The sequence below is a fragment of the Pseudobutyrivibrio xylanivorans genome, from assembly GCF_008935055.1.
Lineage (GTDB): Bacteria > Bacillota > Clostridia > Lachnospirales > Lachnospiraceae > Pseudobutyrivibrio > Pseudobutyrivibrio xylanivorans_A.
In genome coordinates, this window is sequence record NZ_CP043028.1 from 38,105 (window position 1) to 63,220 (window position 25,116).

23 protein-coding genes are annotated in these 25,116 nt (G+C 34.8%); 12 read left to right on the plus strand and 11 right to left on the minus strand.

Translation table 11 applies throughout. The features are described from left to right. Positions 1-439: 439 nt before the first annotated feature. From FXF36_RS00195 to FXF36_RS00205, 3 genes are all read right to left on the minus strand, one after another. On the minus strand, positions 440-1,078 hold the full coding sequence (locus FXF36_RS00195; protein ID WP_151621946.1) for a hypothetical protein: 639 nt from the start codon (positions 1,076-1,078) through the stop codon (positions 440-442). Continuing rightward, positions 1,078-1,887 (minus strand): ParA family protein, encoded by an 810-nt coding sequence (locus FXF36_RS00200; RefSeq protein ID WP_151621947.1) that lies wholly within the window; start codon positions 1,885-1,887, stop codon positions 1,078-1,080. The genes FXF36_RS00195 and FXF36_RS00200 overlap by 1 nt, the downstream gene beginning before the upstream one ends. Before the next feature lie 803 nt (positions 1,888-2,690). After that, on the minus strand, positions 2,691-3,362 hold the full coding sequence (locus tag FXF36_RS00205; RefSeq protein ID WP_151621948.1) for a hypothetical protein: 672 nt from the start codon (positions 3,360-3,362) through the stop codon (positions 2,691-2,693). A 253-nt stretch (positions 3,363-3,615) separates the two neighbouring features. Between FXF36_RS00205 and FXF36_RS00210 the strand changes: the two genes are divergently transcribed. The 5 genes from FXF36_RS00210 (at position 3,616) to FXF36_RS00230 (ending at position 10,681) form a co-directional block, all read left to right on the plus strand. Beyond that, positions 3,616-3,834, plus strand: a complete 219-nt coding sequence (locus FXF36_RS00210; RefSeq protein WP_090302645.1) for a hypothetical protein — start codon at positions 3,616-3,618, stop codon at positions 3,832-3,834. 284 nt (positions 3,835-4,118) lie between these two features. Further along, positions 4,119-4,469, plus strand: coding sequence for a helix-turn-helix domain-containing protein (locus FXF36_RS00215; protein ID WP_090302646.1), 351 nt, complete (start codon positions 4,119-4,121; stop codon positions 4,467-4,469). A gap of 477 nt (positions 4,470-4,946) precedes the next feature. Beyond that, positions 4,947-6,329: an ATP-binding protein gene (locus tag FXF36_RS00220; RefSeq protein ID WP_151621949.1), complete on the plus strand. Its 1,383-nt coding sequence runs from the start codon at positions 4,947-4,949 to the stop codon at positions 6,327-6,329. 429 nt (positions 6,330-6,758) lie between these two features. Beyond that, positions 6,759-9,767 carry a DEAD/DEAH box helicase family protein gene (locus tag FXF36_RS00225; RefSeq protein ID WP_151621950.1) on the plus strand — a complete coding sequence of 1,003 codons (3,009 nt, stop codon included), beginning with the start codon at positions 6,759-6,761 and terminating at the stop codon, positions 9,765-9,767. A gap of 494 nt (positions 9,768-10,261) precedes the next feature. Continuing rightward, positions 10,262-10,681: a hypothetical protein gene (locus FXF36_RS00230; RefSeq protein ID WP_151621951.1), complete on the plus strand. Its 420-nt coding sequence runs from the start codon at positions 10,262-10,264 to the stop codon at positions 10,679-10,681. 70 nt (positions 10,682-10,751) lie between these two features. On the opposite strand, the gene FXF36_RS00235 is transcribed toward FXF36_RS00230, so the two are convergent. Next, entirely contained in the window at positions 10,752-11,387 is a 636-nt protein-coding gene (locus tag FXF36_RS00235) for a hypothetical protein (protein WP_151621952.1), read from the minus strand. Position 11,388: 1 nt separating this feature from the next. Then, entirely contained in the window at positions 11,389-13,455 is a 2,067-nt protein-coding gene (locus FXF36_RS00240) for an Aq_aa27 family P-loop NTPase (protein ID WP_151621953.1), read from the minus strand. A gap of 434 nt (positions 13,456-13,889) precedes the next feature. Between FXF36_RS00240 and FXF36_RS00245 the strand changes: the two genes are divergently transcribed. The 3 genes from FXF36_RS00245 (at position 13,890) to FXF36_RS00255 (ending at position 15,868) form a co-directional block, all read left to right on the plus strand. Continuing rightward, positions 13,890-14,786, plus strand: coding sequence for a Fic family protein (locus FXF36_RS00245; RefSeq protein ID WP_151621954.1), 897 nt, complete (start codon positions 13,890-13,892; stop codon positions 14,784-14,786). A 238-nt stretch (positions 14,787-15,024) separates the two neighbouring features. Further along, positions 15,025-15,327: a Dabb family protein gene (locus tag FXF36_RS00250; protein WP_151621955.1), complete on the plus strand. Its 303-nt coding sequence runs from the start codon at positions 15,025-15,027 to the stop codon at positions 15,325-15,327. A 58-nt stretch (positions 15,328-15,385) separates the two neighbouring features. Continuing rightward, on the plus strand, positions 15,386-15,868 hold the full coding sequence (locus FXF36_RS00255) for a hypothetical protein (protein WP_151621956.1): 483 nt from the start codon (positions 15,386-15,388) through the stop codon (positions 15,866-15,868). A gap of 379 nt (positions 15,869-16,247) precedes the next feature. Here the strand turns inward: FXF36_RS00255 and FXF36_RS00260 are convergent, their stop codons facing one another. From FXF36_RS00260 to FXF36_RS00285, 6 genes are all read right to left on the minus strand, one after another. Further along, positions 16,248-16,787 carry a 3'-5' exonuclease gene (locus FXF36_RS00260; RefSeq protein WP_151621957.1) on the minus strand — a complete coding sequence of 180 codons (540 nt, stop codon included), beginning with the start codon at positions 16,785-16,787 and terminating at the stop codon, positions 16,248-16,250. A gap of 28 nt (positions 16,788-16,815) precedes the next feature. Continuing rightward, on the minus strand, positions 16,816-17,103 hold the full coding sequence (locus FXF36_RS00265) for a hypothetical protein (protein WP_151621958.1): 288 nt from the start codon (positions 17,101-17,103) through the stop codon (positions 16,816-16,818). A gap of 10 nt (positions 17,104-17,113) precedes the next feature. After that, a complete protein-coding gene (locus FXF36_RS00270; RefSeq protein ID WP_167511241.1) occupies positions 17,114-17,740 on the minus strand; it encodes an SOS response-associated peptidase in 627 nt (208 codons plus the stop codon). Positions 17,741-17,750: 10 nt separating this feature from the next. Further along, positions 17,751-17,978: a hypothetical protein gene (locus FXF36_RS00275; protein WP_151621960.1), complete on the minus strand. Its 228-nt coding sequence runs from the start codon at positions 17,976-17,978 to the stop codon at positions 17,751-17,753. 40 nt (positions 17,979-18,018) lie between these two features. Continuing rightward, a complete protein-coding gene (locus FXF36_RS00280) occupies positions 18,019-19,434 on the minus strand; it encodes a Y-family DNA polymerase (RefSeq protein ID WP_151621961.1) in 1,416 nt (471 codons plus the stop codon). Between the two features lie 377 nt (positions 19,435-19,811). Next, positions 19,812-20,156, minus strand: a complete 345-nt coding sequence (locus FXF36_RS00285) for a hypothetical protein (protein ID WP_151621962.1) — start codon at positions 20,154-20,156, stop codon at positions 19,812-19,814. Positions 20,157-20,318: 162 nt separating this feature from the next. Between FXF36_RS00285 and FXF36_RS00290 the strand changes: the two genes are divergently transcribed. The 4 genes from FXF36_RS00290 (at position 20,319) to FXF36_RS00305 (ending at position 25,115) form a co-directional block, all read left to right on the plus strand. Next, entirely contained in the window at positions 20,319-22,370 is a 2,052-nt protein-coding gene (locus FXF36_RS00290) for an AAA family ATPase (protein WP_167511242.1), read from the plus strand. Positions 22,371-22,483: 113 nt separating this feature from the next. Beyond that, positions 22,484-23,740, plus strand: a complete 1,257-nt coding sequence (locus FXF36_RS00295; protein ID WP_151621964.1) for a PDDEXK-like family protein — start codon at positions 22,484-22,486, stop codon at positions 23,738-23,740. A 5-nt stretch (positions 23,741-23,745) separates the two neighbouring features. Further along, on the plus strand, positions 23,746-24,732 hold the full coding sequence (locus tag FXF36_RS00300) for a helix-turn-helix transcriptional regulator (RefSeq protein WP_151621965.1): 987 nt from the start codon (positions 23,746-23,748) through the stop codon (positions 24,730-24,732). Positions 24,733-24,791: 59 nt separating this feature from the next. After that, complete coding sequence (locus FXF36_RS00305; RefSeq protein WP_243143543.1) at positions 24,792-25,115, plus strand: hypothetical protein; 324 nt, start codon at positions 24,792-24,794, stop codon at positions 25,113-25,115. Position 25,116: the final 1 nt, after the last annotated feature.

The window sequence follows — 25,116 nt, forward strand, 5'->3', positions numbered from 1 at the left end:
ACTCATGAATTTACGGTCGTCAAACTGTCGAATTTTGACAAGTAGTTAATTTGTCGAATCTAGTCACCATTTTGTCGAGTACTTTACTCGTTTAATCCGCTAATTCCTTTAAATATGCTTCTCTTTGAGTTTCAAGAAGTCTTTATTTATCATAATTTCAATCTCAAAACTTGACAAGACGTTAAAATGTCGAGTTTAGTCATTATTATGTCAAGTGAGTCATCATTTCGTCAAGTCTCGTCATGATAGTGACAAGTGGTAGACATCATTTTGTCGAATTTAGTCACGAATTTGTCTTGGTCTAAATCTCAAAAGCCTTATAAATACTGCATATTTTCATTCCTGCTATACAATCTATACTTAACTATACTTTATATATACTCTTTCCAGACAGAGAAAAAAAAGAAGGATCTCATTTATGATGAAATCCTTCAATAATTTAAAATTCAAAATCAACATCTGCTTTTCTTGCTTCTGTTAATGCATATCCATAAAACTGTGTTGGTGTCATAAGAAGTTCTCTTGAGTATTCCTTAACATCATTAAGGAGTACCTCTGGAAGATCTAAACCTATATGTGATGGTGATGATTGCTTAATTTTGTATGGTTCAAGCTCAGGTGTGTTATATTTGAAATTCTTTTTCTGAGCATTTACAAGGGCCTCAGCAACTATATTTGTTACCAACTGATACTGAGGAGTACCTGTTCTTAAAGCCTTGAACTTAATGTAATTTAAAATATCATGCTGGATACCAAGGTTTAATCTCTTAGTTTTTGTGTCCTCTCCTATTTCATATTTACTTATATCTACAGAAGATTTGCTTGTATGCTTTTTAGATGCAGCCTTAGGAGTCTTCTCTTCTTTTATTTCAGGCTTTGTTTCTGTTTTTTTAACAGGCGCTTTCTTTTCTGCTGGCTTCACAATTATATCTTCTGCAATAGTTGACACATCCTTCAACGCCACTGGTTTTACAGATTCTTCAGCCATTGGTGTATCTGATGGGATTCCGATATCAACTTTTTTAGGTTTAAAGCCTCCTCTGGCCTGACCGTTCTTTAAGCTGTCTAATTTTGCCATTATGCTTCACCCTCCATGATATAATCTGCTATTTCATAATAGTTTCTTGAAACACTGCTACTCTTGTGCTTTATAGTATTTGGTACCTGATATGTCTGAGCTTCTTTAATGGCCATTGACTGAGGTATATCAAAGATATGCACATTATATTCAAGGTTTTCGCCATCTTCGAGCTGGTTGATTTTTCCTTCAATATCCTCTAATGCCATCTCTTTAAGTGCTTTTCCGGATGTAGAACTTAAGATAACGCCCTTAATCTGACCACTTACCAGCTTATCTCTTGTATGCTGGAGCTTTACGATGTTATCAATGGATCTCTTTGCCTCGTCTCTGTCTACGTCTGAAATCATTGATGTGATATAGAACTCATCAGCAGCAATTAAAGCCATTTTCTTTACTATATCGTTCTGTGGACCATGGTCGATGAAGATGTAGTCATATTTGCCTGATTTAGCGATTTCATCGCATAAATCCTTAAGTAAATACTTATCTTCGTCTTCATCTTGGAAAAACTGTGATGCCTTCTCAAATCTAGCGTCTCCGCAGATGATGTCCATATTATCAAGCTCTATGATCGACTCTTCGATTGAGCCATTTCCTGTTAAAACCTCAAGAGATGTCTTAATTCCGTAGTTTTCACGCTCTTCTGGAGTAAGTCTTACGCCCAAGTACTTTGAAAGACCACTTGTCTGATCTACGTCAATACAAAGGACTTTCTTACCATATGTTGAGAGTGCACCGGCAATCTCGACAGTGTTAGTTGTTTTTGCTGCTCCACCCTTAGTTGTTGTTATACAAATTACTTTCATCAAAGTTTACCTCATATCCTTATTCTTTGCCATATGTTTATCATGTACAATATTAATTATATGATAGATATTAAATATATGTATTATATGGGAAATACAAATCATATATTTAATATGAATAATCTAATCAATATTAATAATATTGATTATATGAATATTATAAATGATATTGAAAATATATACAAGAAGAATCATATCATACATAAGAAAAATATTCAACATAACAGAAATAATAACATTATGAACTATATAAACAATATATATAATGTACATAACATACACAGTATTACAAATAATGAGAATATTAGGTATGTTATACATATGAAAAATATTAAAAATAATACAGATGTTATAAATAATATAAATGTATGAAATGTTAATAATGTTAAATAGCCTCGAAATTCGACAGATAGCGCAAAAGAAATCAAAAACGGACATTTGCATGCCAAAGAATAAAACTCTCGTTAATCAGGCGAATATGAGCCATAGAAACACGCTGGAACCAACAGAATCGATTCAGAGAAAATGAAAACCAATAATTACGACCAAAAAAATCAATTTTTACTTTTATTGTATAGTTTTACATATAAAAAATCAAAATTATAAACGTACATAATAAACTATTATGCTAATCATCATAATAGTTAAAATGCCAACCTTTAACGAAATACGTTTTAGGTTGGCAATCATAAATAATGTAGTTTTAATAAGTTGAAACATATGAAATAAGTATTAGTATTTCAATTCCAAAACGATTCATAAGAGATAAATTTTATGTTAAAACAAGAATAGGCATAAAGGCATTACCTTAAATGTGAATTTGCTATCCTTGTAAACATTCTATTTCTTTGATCTTCACAAGCAGTTTTAAGTGTTGGATAGAGAGAAACTATTTTATCAAAGATGGTTTGATTTAATTGAATATAGGCATCCTCCTTACCAATTTTACCTTCTAGTTTATGAAGATAATAATCGTAATCGGTGAGTTCATGACGTATAAAATTAACAGCCCATCGGTCTCGAGTTTTGTCATCGACATTTGAATAATCGTAGATGTTAAAGTCAAAATCACCTCTGTTGAAGGCTTTTTCTTCCATGTGAGCTAGACCACATTCACATGCTTCTTCGTAAATATCGTCTAATGGTATATTAGGAATCGTAATTGAATCGATGATTTCATTAACAGCAGCCTGTATTTCCTGTCTTTTTCGTTCTGCAACTTCTGTGGCTGTCTTTGAGCGCTTTAGATGTTTTGCATGCATATCCTTATATTCATCAGTTTCCATAGCTTTTAAAACATCTTCCTTATTAAACAACTGCATTGGTGCAGCACTGTGATAGCGAGGATTCGTCTTTAATATAGGTTCTGGTAATAAGGTATCAATCATCTTTTCATTGAATCCATATTCGGACTTTACGGTTGACTTTGTAATGAGCTCTGGCTCATCTGTTTTAATCTGTTTCTTGTTTGACATGATATACTCCTTTCTGTCAAAGCGATAAACACAATATGTATCATGTTTCCTTGTTACAACTACAGATAAAGTTTATCAGGCGTTGTTAAGATTGGCATTCAACGTATAGTTGAATAAAGAGAGTGTTGTAGATATAAATGGCCATAGGAAAGTGATAACAGAGGGTATACAAATATTGGAAATACATTGAGTAAGACAAGAATCTTATATATAATACTAGTTGGTAATTACATATATTAGCGGGGTGTTAGAAATGGTGTATGATGAATTAATACAGGCTGCAAAAGGGCTCTCTGAATATCATCAGTTGGAAGTGATAGATTTCATTAATTATCTCAAGACTAAAGAAAGAGAAGATTTCAAGCAATCTTTTTATTCACTACGAGAAGACGCAGCTAGCTTGCCAGATATGTCCTTAGATGACATTAATGCAGAAATAGCAGTTGTTAGGTCTGAACGTAAAGGGAAATAAATCTGATTTGATTTATATACAAAATAGGGATTTATATTCTTAAATTCATGTGGTATTATTACAAGTGTCCGGAGATAAAACCAGACAACCTTTTATTTTTTTTAAAATGAGCAGTATATGAGCATCATTTGGTTGAACATAGGAAGGATGCTCGCATTACCTGTATGGTTGAGCAACTAAATATTGATTGAAGATGAGAATGGAAGCTTTGCACGCTAGGAGTGTATGCTTTCATATTTTTTTACTCAATTGTCAAATAATATTTAGTAAGGAGGCATTAATCGATGCAGGAAAGACCAACTTTTAACATGGAAATAGTAGGAGAGAATTTAAGAAAAATCAGAAAGGCTAAAAACCTATCAGTTAAGGAAGTAACTGAATATTTAGGCTTTTCTAGCGTTCAGGCTATATATAAATATGAGTCTGGAACCGGATATCCTCAGGTAGAGTCTATGTTTGCTCTTATGTGCTTGTATGAAGCAAGCATAGAGGATTTAATAAACAAACATACTGATGACGAGATAATAGAAAAATTTTCAAAAGAAGGCTATAGGCCTTCTTTTTTTGCGCGATTATGCAAAGATGGATATAAAAATGGGATTTGCAATGTAAAGATGGATACAAAAACAGGATGAAACAATGTCAAGAGATTTTCTTGAAAAAAGAGAAAACCAAGTAATATAGCCGATTTAGAAACTTGAGAAGAAAAATCATAGTTTTATAGATCCCAATTTTGTAGCCAAGTAAAGCTTCTAATCCTATTTTTATACCCATCTTTTACTGATTTTGTATCCAACTTCTCCTATTTTTGTATCCATCTTCCAAATCCTAATTTTATACCCATCTTTTACTGATTTTGTATCCAACTTCTCCTGTTTTTGTATCCATCTTGTCCCAATTTTATATCCGAAATGAGTTTGTAAAGCCTTAATTTATAAGGACTCTGCTTTACTAATAATAAAATAATTGTTGTATTATTATTTATATATAAACAACAACATACTAGATAAAGACATACCTGTTGTTGTAATACAAATAGTAAAATAGATATATTTACAATTATAATAATCTGAATTATAATAATCTCAAATATAAAAACACAGGAGGAATATATGTCAGCATTTATAGATAGAATCGATGAGATGGCTTCTCTTGAAAATGAATATGCCAGAGATTCAGCATCCTTTGTTGTTATTTATGGAAGAAGAAGAGTTGGTAAAACTACTCTCATAAATCATTTTTGCGAAAATAAAAAAGCAATATATTTCTTAGCGACAGAAGAGAATGAGTCAGAGAATCGAAATGCTTTCAAGGAGCTTGTTGCAGAAACTTTTGATAATTCCTTACTAGCAAGTGCAATACTTGATTCCTGGACACCTATCTTCAAAATAATAGCTGATGAATCCAGAGGCGAGAGAATTGTACTTGTCATGGACGAGTTTCAGAATCTAGGTAAGGCTAATAAGGCGTTTCCATCTGTGATGCAGAAGATTTGGGATGAGATCTTATCGAAGTCAAATGTTATGCTGATTCTTTGCGGATCACTTATCAATATGATGACTTCACAGGTCCTTAACTATGATTCGCCTCTTTATGGACGTAGAACTGCACAGATAAAGCTAAAGCAGATTGATTTCTCATATTATCATGAGTTTGATGAAACATTGTCATTAGAGGAACAGATTGAACAATATGCTGTAACTGGAGGAGTTCCAAAGTATATTGAGCTTTTTGATAAAAAGAAAGATATCTATAAATCAATCAAGGAAAACATCTTGTCTACAAGTTCGTTTCTATATGCTGAGCCTGAGTTCTTGTTGCAAAAAGAGGTTTCTGAGATTGGGAGTTATTTCTCCATATTGAAGGCAATTGCTGCAGGTAACCATAAACTTAGCAAGATTGCAACTGCCCTGGGGGTATCTCAATCGAACTTAACGAATTATCTGAAGACGCTTATCGATTTAGATATTATTGAGAGGGAAGTCCCTGTTACAGAAGAGAATCCAGAGAAGAGCAAGATGGGCCTATACAGAATTAAGGATAATTTCATAGCTTTCTGGTTCAAATTTGTATATCCAAACCGAAGCATGCTTGAATCAGGACATCCTGAATACGTAGAAGATAAGATAAAAAACAACTTCATCGACAATCATGTTTCATATATCTATGAAGATGTTTGTCGTGGAGATATTTGGAAGCTATTATCTGAAGGTATAACATTCAATCGAGCTGGAAGATGGTGGTCAAAAGATGTTGAGATAGACATTGTTGCGTATGATTCTACAGGAGCAGATATTGTCTTTGGCGAATGCAAGTATTCTAAGAACAAGAAAGGACTTAGTGTCCTAAATGATCTCCAGGAAAAGGCGAAGACTGTTAACTGGAATAAAGATAATCGAAAAGAGTATTATGTTTTGTATTCAAAAAGCGGATTTACTGATGAATTGGTGGAATATGCTACAGAACATATAAATGTTTATTTGAAGCAATTATAAAGATAAAGGCGCTATATTATCACGATATAGTGCCTTTTTTTATGCCTTAGGATAAAAACTACAGTAATATTATAAAAGTTCTATTTTACATTTTTTCTGCTTAGAGGACTTTTTTGCTCTGTATTTACAATATCGTTTGAAGTCTATTACCTTTAGATCATCCTCGGTCAAACGTAAGTGATCCAGTATTATCTCTATAATCGCACTGTGAATTTCTTGAAGCATATCTATCATAATTATATGATTCCTTTCCAAAAGCTATATAAATATTATACATATTTTATTCATTCGTGGCATTCAACTCTTAGTTGAAAAAAGAATTTAGAAAAAAATTGAAAAAGTGATTAAAACAGACACTAGAAATTTCTAATACAGTGAAAAAAACCTATATCAGACTCAGAAAGACATTGAGAAAGGATGTAGGATTTTATGAACAAAGACTATAGAGAAGTGACAAAGACCTGTATCTATACAATTAAATATAGCCAGTATATTGCTGAGAATAGTAGGGATATAAATAGGATGCTTAAGGAGTGCATGAATATATCTATATTCAGAGAACAGCCAGACCCTGCCTTTAAAAATGGAGAATATCTAATGACTGCGGATTGCTCTGCTGGTAAGACATATGCTTTTGCTAAAGATATCTTCCTTAAGACTAGAAAGAATCATATAAATATTTTGGCATCACCAAACGTTTCTCAGGTCAGCCAGAATTCTAAAAAGTATGCGTTCAAGGCTGTAGCTGGTAAAAATGCGGTGATAAATAGAAACGTCGAGGATTACGTAGCGACAAACGTAATCTACGACAAGCTTCTTACTGAAATAAAGAAAATTGAAATGGAAAATGATCTTAAAGATGTGTTTCTTGTAATAGACGAGGCACATCTATTAGTTGATGCTATTGACTATCGTAAAGAAGCCATTAACGATGTTAAGCTTGCTTGTAGAAAGGTGGCTAATGCTGGAGGTCGAGTTGTTTATTTAACAGGCACGCCGATGAGTATCCTTCTAACTCCGCCTGATAATAACCCGCTTTGTAGTGAATACAAGGCTCATATTGTTTGCGAGAAGGTCGGTATTAATGGTAAGCCAGAAGTATATAGAAATTATAAATATTGCAATATCGTACCTTATAAGAATGTTCGTCATTTACCTTATGAGCTTGCAAGACTTGCAGATGAAGTGAAGGAAGGCGGCTATTTCTTGGTACATAACAATGACAAAGAATACAATCTGAGAGCGGTAAAGTTCTTAGAAGAACAGGGTATAAGCGCAGCTGCTATTTCTTCGGATGATATTAATTACAGTAAGGTGGATGAAATTTATTCTAATAGTGCGTACAACGACATTATCAGTGAAGGAAAGATTAATCTGGGGCCTATTGGATTAGGCTATCAGGTTATTTTTACAACATCGCTTCTTAACAATGGTACGTCAATTGATGAGCTTGTCTATCGTGATGAAGATCCGCTTATTGATTATCGTAATCACAACATGGTTAAGTGTATCTACGTTTGTAATAAGAAAGAAGAGTTCAATTTGAATAATATTGAGCAGTTCTTCTTACGTATTAGATTTAGTCACCATAGCAACATGATTGTTCTTCCAGAAAGCTTAGTTGACGAAAGGGAAGTGGAGTACAAGAATTATGAGGACTTCTTAAGGGCTTATATTTTTGGATCAGAAAACAACTACAGAAAGGCAAATACTGGTGTAAGTTTGTCCAACAGCATGACCAAAAGAGCGAATGAGGCATACTGTCAGTACATGCTATCTAATTGGAATCTATTAGAGAAGAAAGTCGCTCAGGAACTAGGAGTTGAAACTACAATAGCCAATGTAGTTGCAGATAGCACAGATATATATGCTTCAGGCAACTGGACCTATACCGAAGATGACATAAATCTAATATGTAATGCGATAGCATCCTCCATTAACAATAAAGAGACATTCTACAAATTTATAGCTTGGAATGTAGACATTAATGGAACGAATAATATTAGAGAGCAAATTAAAGCTGTTGACGCAGCCATAGCAAAACCAATAGCAAAGTTACTTCTCCTGTATCACATGAGTACAGGTTCTTTTGACATGTCTATATTTATAGATAATCTCAGAATGGCCTTTGAACTTGCGAATATGGAGTATAAGACTATAACTAAATACTTAAAAGACTTAGAAAAGTTCTATGAGAAGTTATTCTTTAGAATGGCCAAAACTAATCAAACTGTAGCTATGGCTATTAGAGATTATGTTGTTCTTAATGAAAACAGTTTTGGAAGGGCCGACATTCGTAAAACTATAAGCAAGGCTGTGTATGGAAGAGAAGATATAAAGGACCATACAGTTTCGAATAACGATTTAAAGCAATTACAAGAAGAGGCTGCTTATAGATATTACCAAGCTATATTTATGAGTAGATTGTTCAATAACTGGATTATGATGTTTGGAGCTACTCTTAAGCAGAGTGGACGTATGATTTCATGGAAGCGCTTATGTTCTATTGGTGAGAGCTTTACGGGAGAAATGATTTCAGAGCTTACAAACTATATTCGTGTATTTAATGACTGTAGCGAAGATAGCCCTTATAGAATCTGCCAGATGGCAGCAATTCTGAAGAGTAAAGAGTTTGCCGAGTTGTTTGGTGCTCAGTATATAGATGGTAACTATAATTGGAAGAATGTACTTATTGATTATAATAAGTGCTCTATTGCTATACCTAAATTAAGGGAGGCAATGAAAATTTATCATCACTATGATATTAAAAAGTCTGATGATTACATCAGACGAATGATTCTGAAGTTGTATGGTTACATGTTTACTTATAAGGAAAAGCAGGTTCAGGTAACAATCAAATGCAATAATGGTAAATGTGAAAGCTATACTAAGGATTCAACAGCTATCTATATATATGGTGAGAGAAAGAGCATTCAGTCACTAGATCCTATAATGCTTACATTCTTCAATGCTGCTAACTACAAAAAGAAACAGGGGTATGAGAGTATTCCAATGGATCTTAGGGAAGATGCTGTTGAGCTTGAGAGACGTATTGACGTTAATAAATATATAGTAGAGGAACCTTCTGGGAAAAGATATTATGATTTAGAGAAATTATCAGCTAATTGTGAATTCCTCAATCTTAGTGAGTATTACACGGTATATGTGGCTAAATTACGAGATTTAGGTGGTAAGCCAGTATACAAATGTGTTGGTGTAGCCTCAACAGATATTAATGGCGTTTTGATTCATAACAAAATCACACTGTTAGATGATTTCTATAAAGCATTTAAGCACGAAGATGATATATTTAGATACAAGGAGATGAATAATCTTATTGTACCAGTAGAATCTGAACTAATCTTCAGAAAGGGTAATGAGCTTGTTGTTAACACTAAAGGTGTTAAAGAAGAGCTTCTCAGGTTGAACCTAATCTAGATTATACCTAGAAGAAATCCTCAATATAAATTAATACGGTCGTAGTGGACGTTGTACAGATGGTCTCTGGATTAAAAATCCATAGGCCTATTTATCGTGTGTTTAACATAATAGATTGAGTCAAGATACTGTAGGTTATAAGGTTTATAAGGAGGATAGACAGTCTGAAGTCGAGAATAAGCCTTCTTATGTCGTATAAGTAAGGTAAATCTAATATATTATTATATCTATATACAGTAGACGATTAGTTGAGATATCTAGGATTTATTGGCATTATTGGCCATAAAAAGATATTAAGTGTTCATATAGCATAAACCCAAATACGAAGCACACATCATTATGATTAGATAGACATACTGCTACCTAAATGCTCATATTTAAGGTTGCGCTTATCATAAAAGCTTCTATTTATCCAGAAATGTAATCAGTAATATCAGCCATATAATGCTATAATATTGTTGTTACTATAGATGTTGAGGATAATGGAAGGTTGTATGATGAGAAGAGAACAGGTCGGTTTTAATAAGTTAACTGAAACGATTGGAAAAGACTTTTGCTTACAATACAAAGATGTATCTTGCTTCAGCACTGAAGAGGTTCCGGAGGGGTTATATTGCTTTTTAGGTTTCGATCTACATGCTAATGAGCGTACATTAACACTTTCAAGCAATTTAGATGAATGGGATGTCTATGCTACTTGCATAGTCTTCGATGATAATACAGTAGAGTTAAGAGAATGCAAGCTTCCATCAAATATTCACTGGATAGCTTTGAATCCTAGTGATCAACCAACTAAGGAGCAAGCGACAGAGATAGAAGAAGCTTCCAGGAGGCCTATACAATATACGGAGGACGCACCTGAACTTACAGATGAAGAGTTATCAGAATTTAGACCGGTAAAACCACACCGATAGAGTAAGGTAGCTAGGACTATTTGAATAATAAAAGAAGACACCGTAATGATACTACGGTGTCTTTGTTACATTATGCTTCACGTATATCCAGCTCATCCTGTTGAGCTAAAAGCTCTTTATACTCAGTAAGAAGATTATAGAAGGTGGCCTTTTTCAGGCCACTTTTTTCTATGAATTCTTTAGAAGATATCTCTTTGCTAACCCACTGATCGTATAAGTCTTCCCAATTATCAGGATACTCGATAGCTTTTCGACCTGCGTTATTACGGCTTGGCTTTAACGATATATTATTTACCGCCACAAGGGACTGCCTAATAGTGGCAAGCACAGCTCGATTAACATCTTTTGATAAGCCATATTGGTAGGTTGATGGCATATCACAAATGATTAGGAGCTTCTTATTACTAATAAACCAATCGAGTTGGTTAACAATATCAGTATCATTGAGGCCTAGGGCTTTTACTGATGTGACAGCAATAGCATCTTCACTACCGCAATTATTTTTTAGTATTTCAAAGTTCCTGAAGCTACGTCTATTTTCGATCGTATGAGTAGTCATTATTCCAGGAGAGAATGGTGCCGAGAGACTCTTTGTTCCATCTAAAAGAGGATTTTTGGGAATTGATTCCATCATTTGAAGAAAGCCTACCGGTTCCAAAAAAGTTGTTAGATCTTCAGTTGAGTCAGCATATTGATGTATAAACATATTATCTCCTGAATATATTGAATCCGCCTAGTTTATAACCGAGACGTTTTTCAAGTTCTTTTCTATCGAGCATTATTTTACTACAATCGCGAGTAAATTGGTATTGAGCTCTCATTTCAGGTGGGAGAGTGTTCTTCCAGTTCTCACATTTCTTTTGACTATTCTTGTCAGTACCTAATTCGATAGTGACAATTTCCTTATCAATAGTGAATACGCGGCGTTCTCTCTTATATAACTTATCAATCTCATCAATAGAATTATCAGAGATGAAATTAGCATTTACTGAGTAATCGTCATTCCAGGTTAAGTGCTTAAAATATGATGGAGGTGTGAACCCGTAATCTTCTAGTATTTGAACAAGATTATCTGATGAAAGCTTCATTAAATCTGGATAATATGTGTCTGGAATATCATCGCTACAAATAATGTAATTAAGTTCATTGCAAACATCATCTAGCATTCTACGAAGGTATTCACGATAGAAACCTGTTCCGAGACGACGGATTATAGCCTCTCCCTTACCCTTTGCTGCACTTAAATCAGTATCGCTAGGAAGACCGCCTTCGAATCGTAAGAATACCATTCGCTTTCGAAGAATCTCATCTGGTTCAGTAACATCGTTGCTGGCAAAGAGAATCATAGGCTGTTCTTCTAATTGGTGCTCCTCGCATCGCTCAGGGAATTTAATGAGGTCTTTGATTCTTGATAAGAAACTATTATCTAACTCATCAACAAAGAAAGGGACACATTTGCAGCCAATTTGAACATCGCGGATATCATCCTTTTTAGTGTTGGCTTTATTAGTAACTGGTAAATCACGTCCAGTCATCATCTTTAGAGCAGCACGCACGGACAGTGTCTTTCCACTATCAGCTTCACTTGAAGCAGCTAGAAGGAATAGTGGGAGACTAGAGGTGCCTATGCCACGTATCTTAGCTGCACAACGTAATTTCGCATTGAAAGGAGAGCAGAAGATAGCATTAAGCATTTTAAAGTGTGTTTCCTTGAGGCGTTCGCTATCTCCAACGAAATCATCAAAGTTTGAAAACATACCAAGAAGCTCTTCTATATCCTCTGTGATTTCTTGCTTAGAAGGTTTTAAATCAAGCTGTTTACCATTAATAGCGGCAGTTCTATCTCCATAGTCAAATTCAAGAGTAGGATATGGTTCAGTAATATTGTTTACCTTAACTTTTTTTTGCAGATGTTTCTTATTATTATGTTCGATTTTTTCAATTGCTTTAGGTATTAACTCAAATATGCCGTTCTTGCCTTTTGTATTTAGGCCATCAATGAGAGCTTTATAGTCCTCTTTGATTCTTTCATGATCAATGGCATATTTGATATTATCGTAAGAAACCACGTCTTCTGGCTGCTGAAGGACAATTGTTTGACCAGTTTCCTTTACACCTTTTAGAATCACATTTCCTTCTACTAAGTCATCTGCCTTTTTAGATGAAACAACCGAATAAGGTATTTCCTGTGAGTTAATCCAAGCAGTTTCAAAGTCTTTTTCAAATTCCTCGTAACAGTATAGTGAGTCATCAAAAGTATAGAACTCCATGTGATCGTTGTTCCAAGCACGATTAGTCATGTTGGCAGAAGCAGTAATAACACGGGTTCTACCGTCATCAGCTTTTAGTAAGTATATTTTTCGATGATCCAAAACGAAAGTAGGAGTGTGGAATTCTATATCCCCAGCTTCAAGCATTGCTGCTAGTCGTTTATGCGATTTAATTACTTGTCCTGCTTCGTATGCATTGGTAAATACTTCAGCCAAGAAATTATTAAGCTTATTGTCTTTTTGTACCAAGAAATCGGCGCCTAGTAAAATCTCGGCGTAATCAAAGTTTTCCATAATAGAATCTATGAATCCAATGTCATAGGAGAAGGTGATTGCCTTCATTGAATTAAATCCAATGAAAAGGTCTTCTAGTGAATGAAACTCTACTGATTGTAATTCTGATTTAAAGCATTTGAGTTTTTCGTTAGGAGATGAGTCTATAGCCCCATCAATTACCTTAAAACTATTGTTGTCACCATCAAATAATGATAACTGTCCGTCCATGTTGTTAACCTCCGTGTCTAATAATATGCATTAATTTATGGACATCATAATATATGTCTAAATATATGTCAATATTAATAGACTGGATTTTATAGGGGTGTATAGGTTGTTACACTATCAGGATTTGGTGACTCGAAGTAATTAGTTTAAGGAATATTTATAACGATGATGATTTCGGGGAGTTCCAGATGGAAGAAATCCCGCTTCAGAATGATTGGAGATAATAAAAGTATTTAAGTTGAATATCGTTCCTTTTAGACCACCCTAATTTCAATTGAGAGAAGGGTGGATTTTCTTATAAAAATATTAATACACAAGACAACTTTGGCGGCAATATAAAATGTGAATATGTGTATAGGAATAATGATTTACATTGCCAATTATGATATAATTATTCCGTGTCATAAGTAGATTAAGATCAATGGAGACTAGCTATGAATTATATGGATGTTGCAAGTGCTGCGGAAAAGTGGAACATATCTGAGAGAAGTGTAAGAAATTATTGCAGCGAAGGACGAATTTTGGGGGCTGTGATGAAAAATGGCTCATGGTCCATTCCTTCAGATACAGAAAAACCTGCAAGGAAGCAGAGAGCAGGAAAACTGCCAAATGATATTCTTAAACGACTCAAGATGGAAAAAGATGCTGGAATGAATGGAGGAATTTATCACAAAGTTCAAATCGAGCTTACTTATAATTCCAATCATATTGAGGGAAGTCGTCTTACACATGACGAGACAAGATATATTTACGAAACAAACACTATTGGTGTAGAAAATGATACTATTAATGTTGATGATATTGTGGAGACTGTTAATCATTTTCGCTGCGTTGATCTTGTTATAGACCATGCAAATTATGCTTTGAGTGAAAGTTTTATTAAGCAGCTTCATTTTGTATTAAAATCAGGTACCTCTGACAGTAGAAAACCATGGTTTGCTGTAGGAGATTATAAAAGGCTTGCCAATGAAGTTGGCGGATTAGAGACGACAGCACCAGAAGAAGTGGCGATTTCCATGAAAGAACTTATCCGTGAATATAATAAAGATAAAGTTAAAAGCATAGATGACATAATAGAATTTCATTATAAATTTGAGAAAATACATCCTTTTCAAGATGGCAATGGTCGAATTGGAAGACTTATAATGTTTAAGGAATGTCTAAGAAATGGAATTACGCCTTTTATAATAGAAGATGATATAAAGGAGTTTTATTATAGAGGGCTGAAGGAATGGAAAAACGAAAAAGGTTATCTTAAAGATACAATTCTCTTTTGTCAGGATCATTTCAAAGCATATATGAATTATTTCAGCTTGAAATATAGCGATTAATGAGGGTTTAACTGTATGTATTAATTCGTTAAGTAGCCTGACGGAAACAAAGATTTGGCTGGAGCTTTTATGAAGTAAATATTATTCCTTAAGATTAAAGCGTCTTCCTACATGGGAGGCGTTTTTTCTCGCACTACTGTATAATTGGTCAACTAATGGCACGAATGGGATTTGCAGCGGTACTATATCCGTACTAAACTGTTTCAGATAAAAAGAGGTAGAAGAGAGAATAACACCTATGATTAAACAAGTAATAGTAATGAATCTTCAGGATAAATGTTTTGGACCTAACTTGGAGACCATTAAGAGTAATATGAAAACAAGACTAGAATCCCTAAACGGACAAATTGATGGGATGAAGAGCATAGAGGTAAAAGCAGATTACCTTACAACATCAAATGCAGATGTGTTTGTAGAGATTTTCTTTGAAAATGAGGATGCACTTAAGAACTTCAAGGTAAATGAAGACTATAATGCGGTCACAAAAGATGTTGTAGTTCCTTTTGTTGATAGAAGAACTCATGTAGAGTTTGAGCTGTAATTGAGTTCCAGACAAGTGATTTATATAAAGATGTTTTAGTGCTGGTTTTACCGCGGAGATGTTTGAAGAAGCGATGGAACTGGCATTTTATTATAGGAAAAGGAAAGATTTAGTTGTGATTGACGATAATATAGTTTTTATGTTGCTGGCAGCTATGTGTCTAGCTGCATTTTGCTATGGTTCAGCAGTAGAATTTGCAAAAGGTTTAGCTGCATTACGAGAATGTAATGTAAAAGTAGAAGCGGTTCTAAGATACATAGATAAAGTGGATAGTCCAAATGATCGTTATAAACATTATATGTATTATCCTGTTTTTACTTATGAATATGAAGGAATCAATTATACGTCTAGCTCTCAAAGAAGATTGTATTTTCTTGAGAAAAGAAGATATTTTAATCATGAAAGTGAGCGTTTTATGATTAAAATTAATGGAGAAAATCCTAGACAATGTATCCAAGGAAGTATTCTTGAACCTACCGGCTATTTTCTTATATCTATGGCATTTTTTACCTGGTTCTTTAAGAGGGGGAAACTTTTATAAAATGCGTTAAAATCGGGGTATTCCCCCAGAAACGATTAAATGATTGCAATTGTGTGTGTAATTGTGGAACTTAAATGAATAGACCTACATTACAACTAGTGAAGAAGTCAACTAGACTTGTTGAACCTATTAGAAGTGTAAAAGTCTAGATAAATTCTTCATTTAATAATTAGAATATTACTGCGATGAACACTATCAGTGGATGTCTGATTTTGCGGATGAGATTATGGGATATAGCAGTTCTGATTATTTTTCAGGTAGTTACTCTAGTAGTTCTTCTAGCGGCTCTCATTCATGTGGAATATGTGATGGCGCAGCTAGTTATGAAGATCCATATAATCCTGGCACTTGGTATTGCAGCAAGCACTGTAAGACGAGCCTATTTTTTCTTAAAAGAACAGGTTCTAATTGCTCCTTTTATATCACCACCATCTTGAAAGTATCTTAAAAGTATTTCGGCGCAGGCGTGACTATCGCTATCTGCCTGATGGTGGTCTAGGGCTATTCCATAATAGCAGCATAAATCATTAAGTTTATGGCTGATGTTAGGAAGTAATTGTCTTCCCATTAGGACAGTACAGACATACCTAGCATATGGCTTCCATTCGATACAGTAATCATTTAGGCATTTCTTTAAAACATTCATATCAAAAGATGCATTGTGAGCCACAAGCATTCCACTGCTCATAATAGGTTCAATTTGTTCCCATAGTTCTGGAAAGGTTGGAGCATTAGCAACTTTTTCTTCGTTAATTCCTGTAAGCTTAACATTAAAATAGTCAAAATGAGTCTCTGGATTTACTAACGAGTAGAACTCGTCGATGATTTTGTCATCCTCGATAACGCTGATTCCGATAGCACTCATACGATTGTTATATCTATTTGGAGTTTCCACGTCAAAAACAATAAATCTAGACATCGATAAAACCTTTCTGTACCTTAAACTATTAATCTATTCCAAGTAGCCAAATATGGCCTTCTGGTTGAAAGTAGAGCCTCACAATACTGAGTTTATCTTGTACATTGACTTGGCATTCAAAAACAATGGTTGTGCTTATGACTAAGATGTCATCTACACTTTTATATGGGCTTTTATGTCTTATTCGTTTGTAACCTTTTATAGAGTAGGCTTCAGGTTTTCCATCTTCATTTATTAGCTGAAATCGCAGGGGTATGATTTCACCATCGTACTTGAATTGAGCTATAACATCTACTTCTTGTATTACTTTTCCCATAAATATGTTTTTATCTTTCTGCTTTTTCTGTAACCATATCAAGTAAGGCATATGATATCAATTCTTTGGGATTTTTTGAAGGATTAATCCAGTCTTCAATTTTATCTTTCGGTATCATCATAGGCATCCGGTCATGAATTTTACTAAGCTCTATGGTAGGTTCTTTTGTAAGAATTACAAATACAGGATAGCCTTCTTCGATACGATATAGGCCACAGAGCCAGGTTACAGTGCAACCAGCTGGCTGAATGGCATATTTATCTCCTGTTTTTACTTTTCCATCAGGACTTTTAAAGTGCTCCCATTCATAGTAATAAGCAGCTGGAATAATACATCTATGAGATTGAAATGCATCCTTAAATGTAGGCTTTTCACCAGCAGTTTCAAGTCTGGCATTGAACAAAGATCTTTTATTATCCCTGGCAGTGAATCCCCATTGCATTGGAAATACACATTTTTCTCCTTTGGAATTAGGAGCTATTACTGGAACAATATCTGTAGGGCGGACTTCGCCATCAGTGACAAGTGGTCTTGCATGAGTGTCTACAAATTTAGTAGTGAGACGTGAGTTCTTTGCAATATCTATGATTTCTTTCAATTCAGGTTGAGTTATATCAAGTGCATATCTAGTACACATGGTGAATCTCCTATGGATATTCTTCTGCAGGTACATGTTCTAAGTCAGAGTAATTTGCTTCAAAAGATTGCTCTGTACTTGCGATTTCTTCATTAAATCCTTTTAGTGCATCGAAGGGGCTGAATATTTTGGCGCGTCTGGATAAATCCATAGCCGGATGTTTGATTGAAAAATCATCAAAAGGAAAGTGCTTTGGTTTGCCTCTTTCATACACTTTTTTGTATCTATCTGTAATCATATCATTTCCTCTGTTGTATTAACAGAAATAGGATGTCGTGCTATCGTTTGTGACCACCTATCTGTTGATTTCTTTCTCTTGTAGTGGCTCCTTCTAAAAGGTTAATGCCTTTTAATATCGCATTTGCTCCATACCTAGTTCTTACTTCTAAAAGAGCTGAATGAATGAGCTGTTCTTTGTTAAGCGCATCATAGTCAGTGAATAGATCCATTTGAAAGTAGCCACCATTGTTTTGAACATTACAAGCACAAATGCCAAGTCGGCGGAATAGTATTCTATGGTCAGTTTTCTTTATCACATCATTCATGATTGCTTCAATTACAAGCTTAGAAGTGTTTGTCGCATTACGAAGGTTTACTGTGCCATTAGAATGTGCTGGATGGAGTCTACCATACCAATCTATAGCTAGTGGCCCATCGTAGTGAGGGCAGTATTCAAGACTTTTGTAGTCGTAGCTTACCCACCAGGTAAACTTTGACGATACCAGATTCTTCTTGTACATGTCACAACAGAGGATATCAATCATCTCTTTTAGGACAATACATGCTTCTTCGTACTTATATGGTCTAGGCAATACTTGTCCATTGGAAAGAGAGTGGTTATCGGATTTGTAGTTTTTAATATCATGCATTGTAACAGGTTCGATTCCCCAGGCATGATCTATTAGTATCTCTGCATCGATGCCAAAGGTTTTATAAAACCACTCCTCATCTAGTTGAGAACGTTCTGCAACATCGCCCATGGTGAACATCATATTTCGTTCGAGACGACGAGCTTTACCATTTCCTATCTGCCAAAAGTCTGTGAGAGGCTTATGTGGCCATAATAAAGATTTATATGAATCTTCAGTAAGAGCAGCTATGCGGACGCCATCTTTATCGGCAGGAGCCTTCTTAGCAACAATATCCATAGCTACTTTTGCAAGATATAGATTAGTTCCAATTCCAACTGTGGCTGTAATGCCAGTTTGCTTGAGTACATCTCTAATCATTGTCATAGCCATGATGTGAGCCGGGCTTTGGCCAGATTTTATAGATGCGGGTTCATATAGATGTAAGTATGGTGTGCAATCAATGAAACTCTCATCGATGCTGTAAACATGGATGTCTTCTGGGGCTACATATTTAAGAAAAATACCGTAAATCTTGGCTGATACTTTTTCATATTCAAGCATACGAGGGACTGCAGTAATATAAAGAACCTTAGTATGGTGGATTCGCTCGTACTTCTCTATGGCCTGTTTTGCCTCAAATAGTCTAGGTCTACTTGGAACGCCTATAGCTTTAAGGGCAGGAGAGACTGCCAAGCAGATGGTTTGGTCGGTTCTACTTCCATCAGCGACTAGAAGGTTAGCTTTAAGTGGATCAAGACCTCTGGCAACGCATTCTACAGATGCATAGAATGACTTCATATCTATAGCTATGTAGCATTTGGGGATTAGTAAATGCTTAGACATATCCAGTTGTCTTACCTCCTTGATAAACCACGAACATACTTTCCGAAAATATGTTTGTTTTTTGTAAGTAGATAATACACCCTAACACGTTTTTTTGTAAACCCGAACAAATTATAAAATTTATTTAGTGCCAATATGGTTGGTGTTGATGGTGTTGATGGTAGATGCTGTGTCGCTCGAAGCGTCTTGGATGCAAAGAAGAAGTGATATGAGGTAAGGCTATATTTAGATGCTGTTGCTGCCACTAATGACAATTTCTATATAAAAGAGCTTCCTGAGATGCAGGAAGCTGGAATAGTAATAGTATCCGATTAAGTGCCATTTATAGAGAGTCAGAATTATATGTTGTCTCTGCGGTTTTGCAGGGATTATTTGGCTTAGAAAACCATAAACTCAAAATCATCCTGTAGCATTTCAATAGCGCAATCGCAACATAGAATAGATGCATCCCAAAAATCTCTGAGCTCATAGCCGGTCGGCAAAGTAGGTAGTTTACTAAATTTCGTAGTATCTAACATTAAATCAAATTTTTTACCGCAAGACTCGCATTTCTCATAATAAATATCTTGTTCATATCTGTTTATTCCCTCTATGGCACATCTACCACATAGACATTTTGATAGATTACTATATATAAGTGACTCTGAAATAAATTCTAATTCAAAATCATTTCGTGCTGTATTAATAGAAAAGTCTTTACTACAAAAATCGCATTTACTCATCTCTTCCTCAAAACAATAAGCTTGTATCTATTGGTGTTGTTGGTTTCTTTAGGTTAAAGAGTACTATAGTCTATGTACAAAATAATGCACATGCTCTTTGCTAAAATTTTCATACAAAGTAGGTTAAGTAGTTAGTTTTTCTTAATCGGAGGTATGAGTTTTATGCTTTGTTACACTGTAAAATTTGGATTAACACCAATTCCCGAAGAGTTAGAAAAGGATGATGATCGAAAGTCTAGTAGAAATACGTCGGATAGAATCATAAAAAAAATTAATCAATGCATAAATGGGCTTGCGTTGAACGGAGAATACTATTGCTTCGCATATCGAAGTAATGATGAGTTTGTTGATATAGCAATATCCTTATGGCCAGACAAAGTTTCTCTTGGGGATGTTAATAAGAAAATTCAAAAAGCTCCAAATAAAACTAGGGGATATGTATTTGGCAATGTAGAGTCTGAACAGGAAATTACTGCAAAATATTTCGTTCATATACAAGAAGAGGCTGATAATAGGGGCTATTTTGATCATGGAATAAGACGTTCGGAATATGATTTGCAGCTTGATTATTTCGATAATTCCTACTTTAAGATAAATGAATATATTGCAAACTCAGAAAATGTTTCAAAGAAGAAGGCTATAGAAGAAGCCAAAAGTATAATGGCAGATAAGACCTTATTAGATGAGATAGAACGCATTTATTCTGATGAAAATGCGCTTAAGTTCTATGGTCATCCAGTTCATTATAAAATTCAGGCTGGAGATCAGGAGACGGCGCTTGTTATCATCGATTTAATGGTCAGAATGCTTCATACAAGACATAGAACTTTAGGCGTTAGAATGAATGTTATTAGTGACTTAAGTGATAGAGCCTTTGACGAAACGGACCTGAAGAAGGTGTTTAGGCAATCTGGTGGGGGTATTCTAGTTATTGATGCTCGTGGAGAAGGTTCTTTTGTTGGTAATTTTGCAAATAGTTATAAGAGGCTTGTGAAGTTCCTAGGAGAATTGACTGCACAGTACCATAAGAATACGTTGTTTTTCTTTTTAGAGGACATTGAAAATCCAGGTTTTTCAAGGGAATTATTAGCTAGGGTGTCAGAGGATATAGATATTATAAGCATCTCTGAGGGGTCAGGCTCCCGCGAAGAAGCAATTTCGTATTTTAAATTACTATCACAGAAAACTGAGTTTGCAGAATTAGTTGATGATTCGATAGAAGAATATCTTTCTAGTAGTAAGAAGGTTTTTAAGTGTTTTGACGTGCAAAAATCATACAACAAATGGGCTAAGGAGATATTGAAGTCTAAAGTTTATAGTTCTTACAGCACTTGTAAAATGACTAAGGTGGTTGAAAAGAAGAAGGGAACTGCCTATGAAGAACTACAGAATATGATAGGTTTATCCGAAGTGAAGAGCTTGATTGACAGTATTATAGCGGCTTATAAGGTACAGACGTACCGAGAAAAATATGGACTTGGAAAGACTAATATGGCTAAACATATGGTATTTACAGGAAATCCTGGATGTGCAAAGACTACGGTTGCAAGGTTGCTGACTGATGTTTTGACAGAAGAAGGGGTTCTTAAGTCTGGTGCATACGTCGAATGTGGACGAAGTGATTTGGTTGGACAGTATGTTGGTTGGACCGCGCCTGCAGTTGTAGACAAGTTTAAGGAAGCAGCTGGTGGAGTTTTATTCATTGATGAAGCTTATTCGTTAGTAGAAAAAGATGGATTATATGGTGACGAAGCTATTAATACTATTGTTCAAGAGATGGAGAATCATCGAGCTGATGTGATTGTTATATTTGCTGGCTATCCAGATAAGATGAAACAATTTCTTGATAAAAATGAGGGTTTGAGAAGCAGAATAGCATTTCATTTGGACTTCCCTGATTATAAACCAGAGGAACTCCTAGATATAATGAGGCTCATGCTTAAGGAGAGAGGCTTAAAGGCTGATAAAGAAGCTGAACAGAAATGCCTAGGAATCTTTGAACAGGCTTATCAAATTGAAGAGTATGGCAACGGAAGGTTTGTAAGGAATCTTGTGGAACGAGCTGTTCTGAAACAGGCTCAACGCTTGATGAAACGTAAGAATGCTACTCCAACTAGGGGGCAAATAGTGAAACTAGTTGCCGACGATTTTGATGAAACCATAATAGAAAGCTTAGATAAGAAGCAAGGTGAGATTATTGGATTTGCGGTGTGATATGCAAAATAATGTACATAGAATAGTCACAGCTAGTGTTCATAATATGTACTATATGGGGAATTGATGCATGTACGAATTATTCATAATTAGGTATAGGTAGGAGAGCAGCTATGGATACATTTACTAATTTGCTTAAAAAGGCTAGTAAATATGTTACAGAGTACCAATCTGTTAACGAGCTAAGGAAAAATGATTTTAATATCTTTAGAATCGAACGGATAGATAATAAAGAAGTCCTAATGTGCCGCTTTCTTCGAGAGTTGTTAGATCCAAAAGGAAGTCATGGGCATGGGGATACTTTTTTAAAGCTGTTTGTTGAAAATGTACTTAACTATTCGGGGATTGGTGATTCTGATTATAGTAATGCAAGTGTTGTTGCAGAATATCCTATCGATGGATTAAGAAGAATTGACCTATGCATAATAGTAGGAAGAAAATTTATTCCAATTGAGGTAAAGATATATGCAGATGATCAAGATAATCAATGTAGGGATTATTATGTGTATGCCAAAGATAAGGATGAAGACACTAGAATTTTTTACTTAACAATTGATGGTCATGAGCCGAGTGAAAGTAGTAAGGGCGAACTGAGGCCTAATGAACAATTATGTTGTATATCCTTTGAAAGTGATATTTCAAATTGGTTAAAATCATGCATAGATTTAACAGAAAACGCTGATGTTAAAAGTATAGTAAGACAGTATTTGGATGTGATTCAAGGTTGGTCTAAGCGAGAAGGTACTTGGAATAAAATGAGTGAGAAAGAACAAAAGGATTTAGTTAAAGAAATTTCAAAATCTTCAGATTTATTTAATGCTGCATCGACAATAGAACAAGCTATAAAATACGTAAAAATAGAGAAGATGAAAGAAGTTTTTCGGGCTATAGAAAAACATATGGAACGATATAATGATATGGGACTTAAGCTTGTGGCATTATATGAGGACCAAACAAATGAATTCTATGAGAATAACCGGAGGTCTTGGCCAAGTCTTAACTACATTATTCCATTATCTAAGTGGGGGATAGATAAAAACATTTCATTCAGAATTGAAATTGAATGGAAGATATATATGGGACTTACGCCTTGGTCTGGATGCAATAATTGGGATGTTCATAAAGAAGATATTATTCAAAGAATAATTGACGACAACGATTTAAGTTTGGCAGGAGCTCACGAAAAAGAAAATGGTAACTGGTATTGGTGGAAATACTTAAACGAAGAAACCGCTGTTAATTTTAGATACACCAACAATGATGAATATTATTCTTTGTATGATGAAGAAGATTTCACAAAGTATATTGAGGGTATATGTTCTGATATAGATAGTTATTTCAGAAAACTAAAACATATATTGGAGAGGTAGAGGTTATGTACACTACAGCAAACAAGAAAATGCTCAATATGCTTATATTAGAAATCCTAAAGCAGTATACGGATGAGAATCATGGACTTACGCAGCAAGAGATATTGAAGTTGCTTGAGCAAAACTATGATGTTCAGTGCGATCGTCGTTCCGTTAAGGCAAATGTGTTATCTCTGAAAGAAATGGGATATGACATATCTATGGAAAACGGGTATCGGCTTGTCTCTCGAGAATTTGATGATGCTGAACTAAGGATTCTTATAGATAGTGTTCTGTTTTCTAAGTCGATTTCTACTAAGCAAGCAAAAAATCTGATAGGTAAACTTAGAGGGATGTCCAGCAAATACTTTAATGCTAAGGTGACACATGTAAGTAATTTACCTGAATTGCAGCATACAGACAATAAACAGGCAGTGTATGCTCTCGATGTAATCAACGATGCTATATCTGCCAAGCGTCAAATATCTTTTATTTATAATGTTTATGGAACAGATTTTAAGCTTCATCCTAAACGAAAAGAGCCCTATATTGTAAATCCTTATCAAATGATTGCTAATAATGGAAAGTTTTATCTAGTTGCCAACGTGGATAAGCATGATAACGTGATTCACTTTAGAGTAGACAAGATTACAGACGTGAAGATGCTTGATTCTAAAGTGAAGCCTATGAAAATGGTACATGGACTTGAGAATGGATTTAATCTTCCTAAGCACATGGCTGAACATACATATATGTTTAGCGGTGATTCAGCTTATGTGAAGATGTCCGTTGAGAAGTTTTTGATGTCTGATTTAGTGGACTGGTTTGGTAAAGATTTTCAGATACTAAAAGAGGAAGAAAATACCCTTGAAATAAGAGTTTATACAAATGAAAGGGCAATAAGATTTTGGGCACTGCAGTATGGCCCTTATGTAGAAGTTTTGGAGCCTCAAGCACTAAGAAGGCAACTGAAGGATGATGTTAAAGTGATGGTAAATAAATATATGGATTAGTAATGTGCAAAAAAATGTACATAGTCTTTGCTACTATTAAGACAGTGGAGGTAAAGTACATGGTTTTTGCAGTAGATTTTGATGGGACATTAAGTTTTGGCAAGTGGCCCGAGTGTGGTCCAGCTAATGAAGGATTAATAGACTTTCTTAATAAAAGACGACAGCTTGGCGATAAGATTATTCTTTGGACTTGTAGAGAGGGTGCAAATTTAGACCTAGCTGTAGAGTGGTGTCAAAATAAAGGACTGAATTTTGATGCAGTAAATGATAATTTGCCGGATGTTATTGAAAAATACGGTGGTAATAGTAGGAAAGTAAGTTGCGATTTTTATATAGACGATAGGGCGGTATCAAGTTGTGTCTATAAATTGTTGGAGGCGTAAA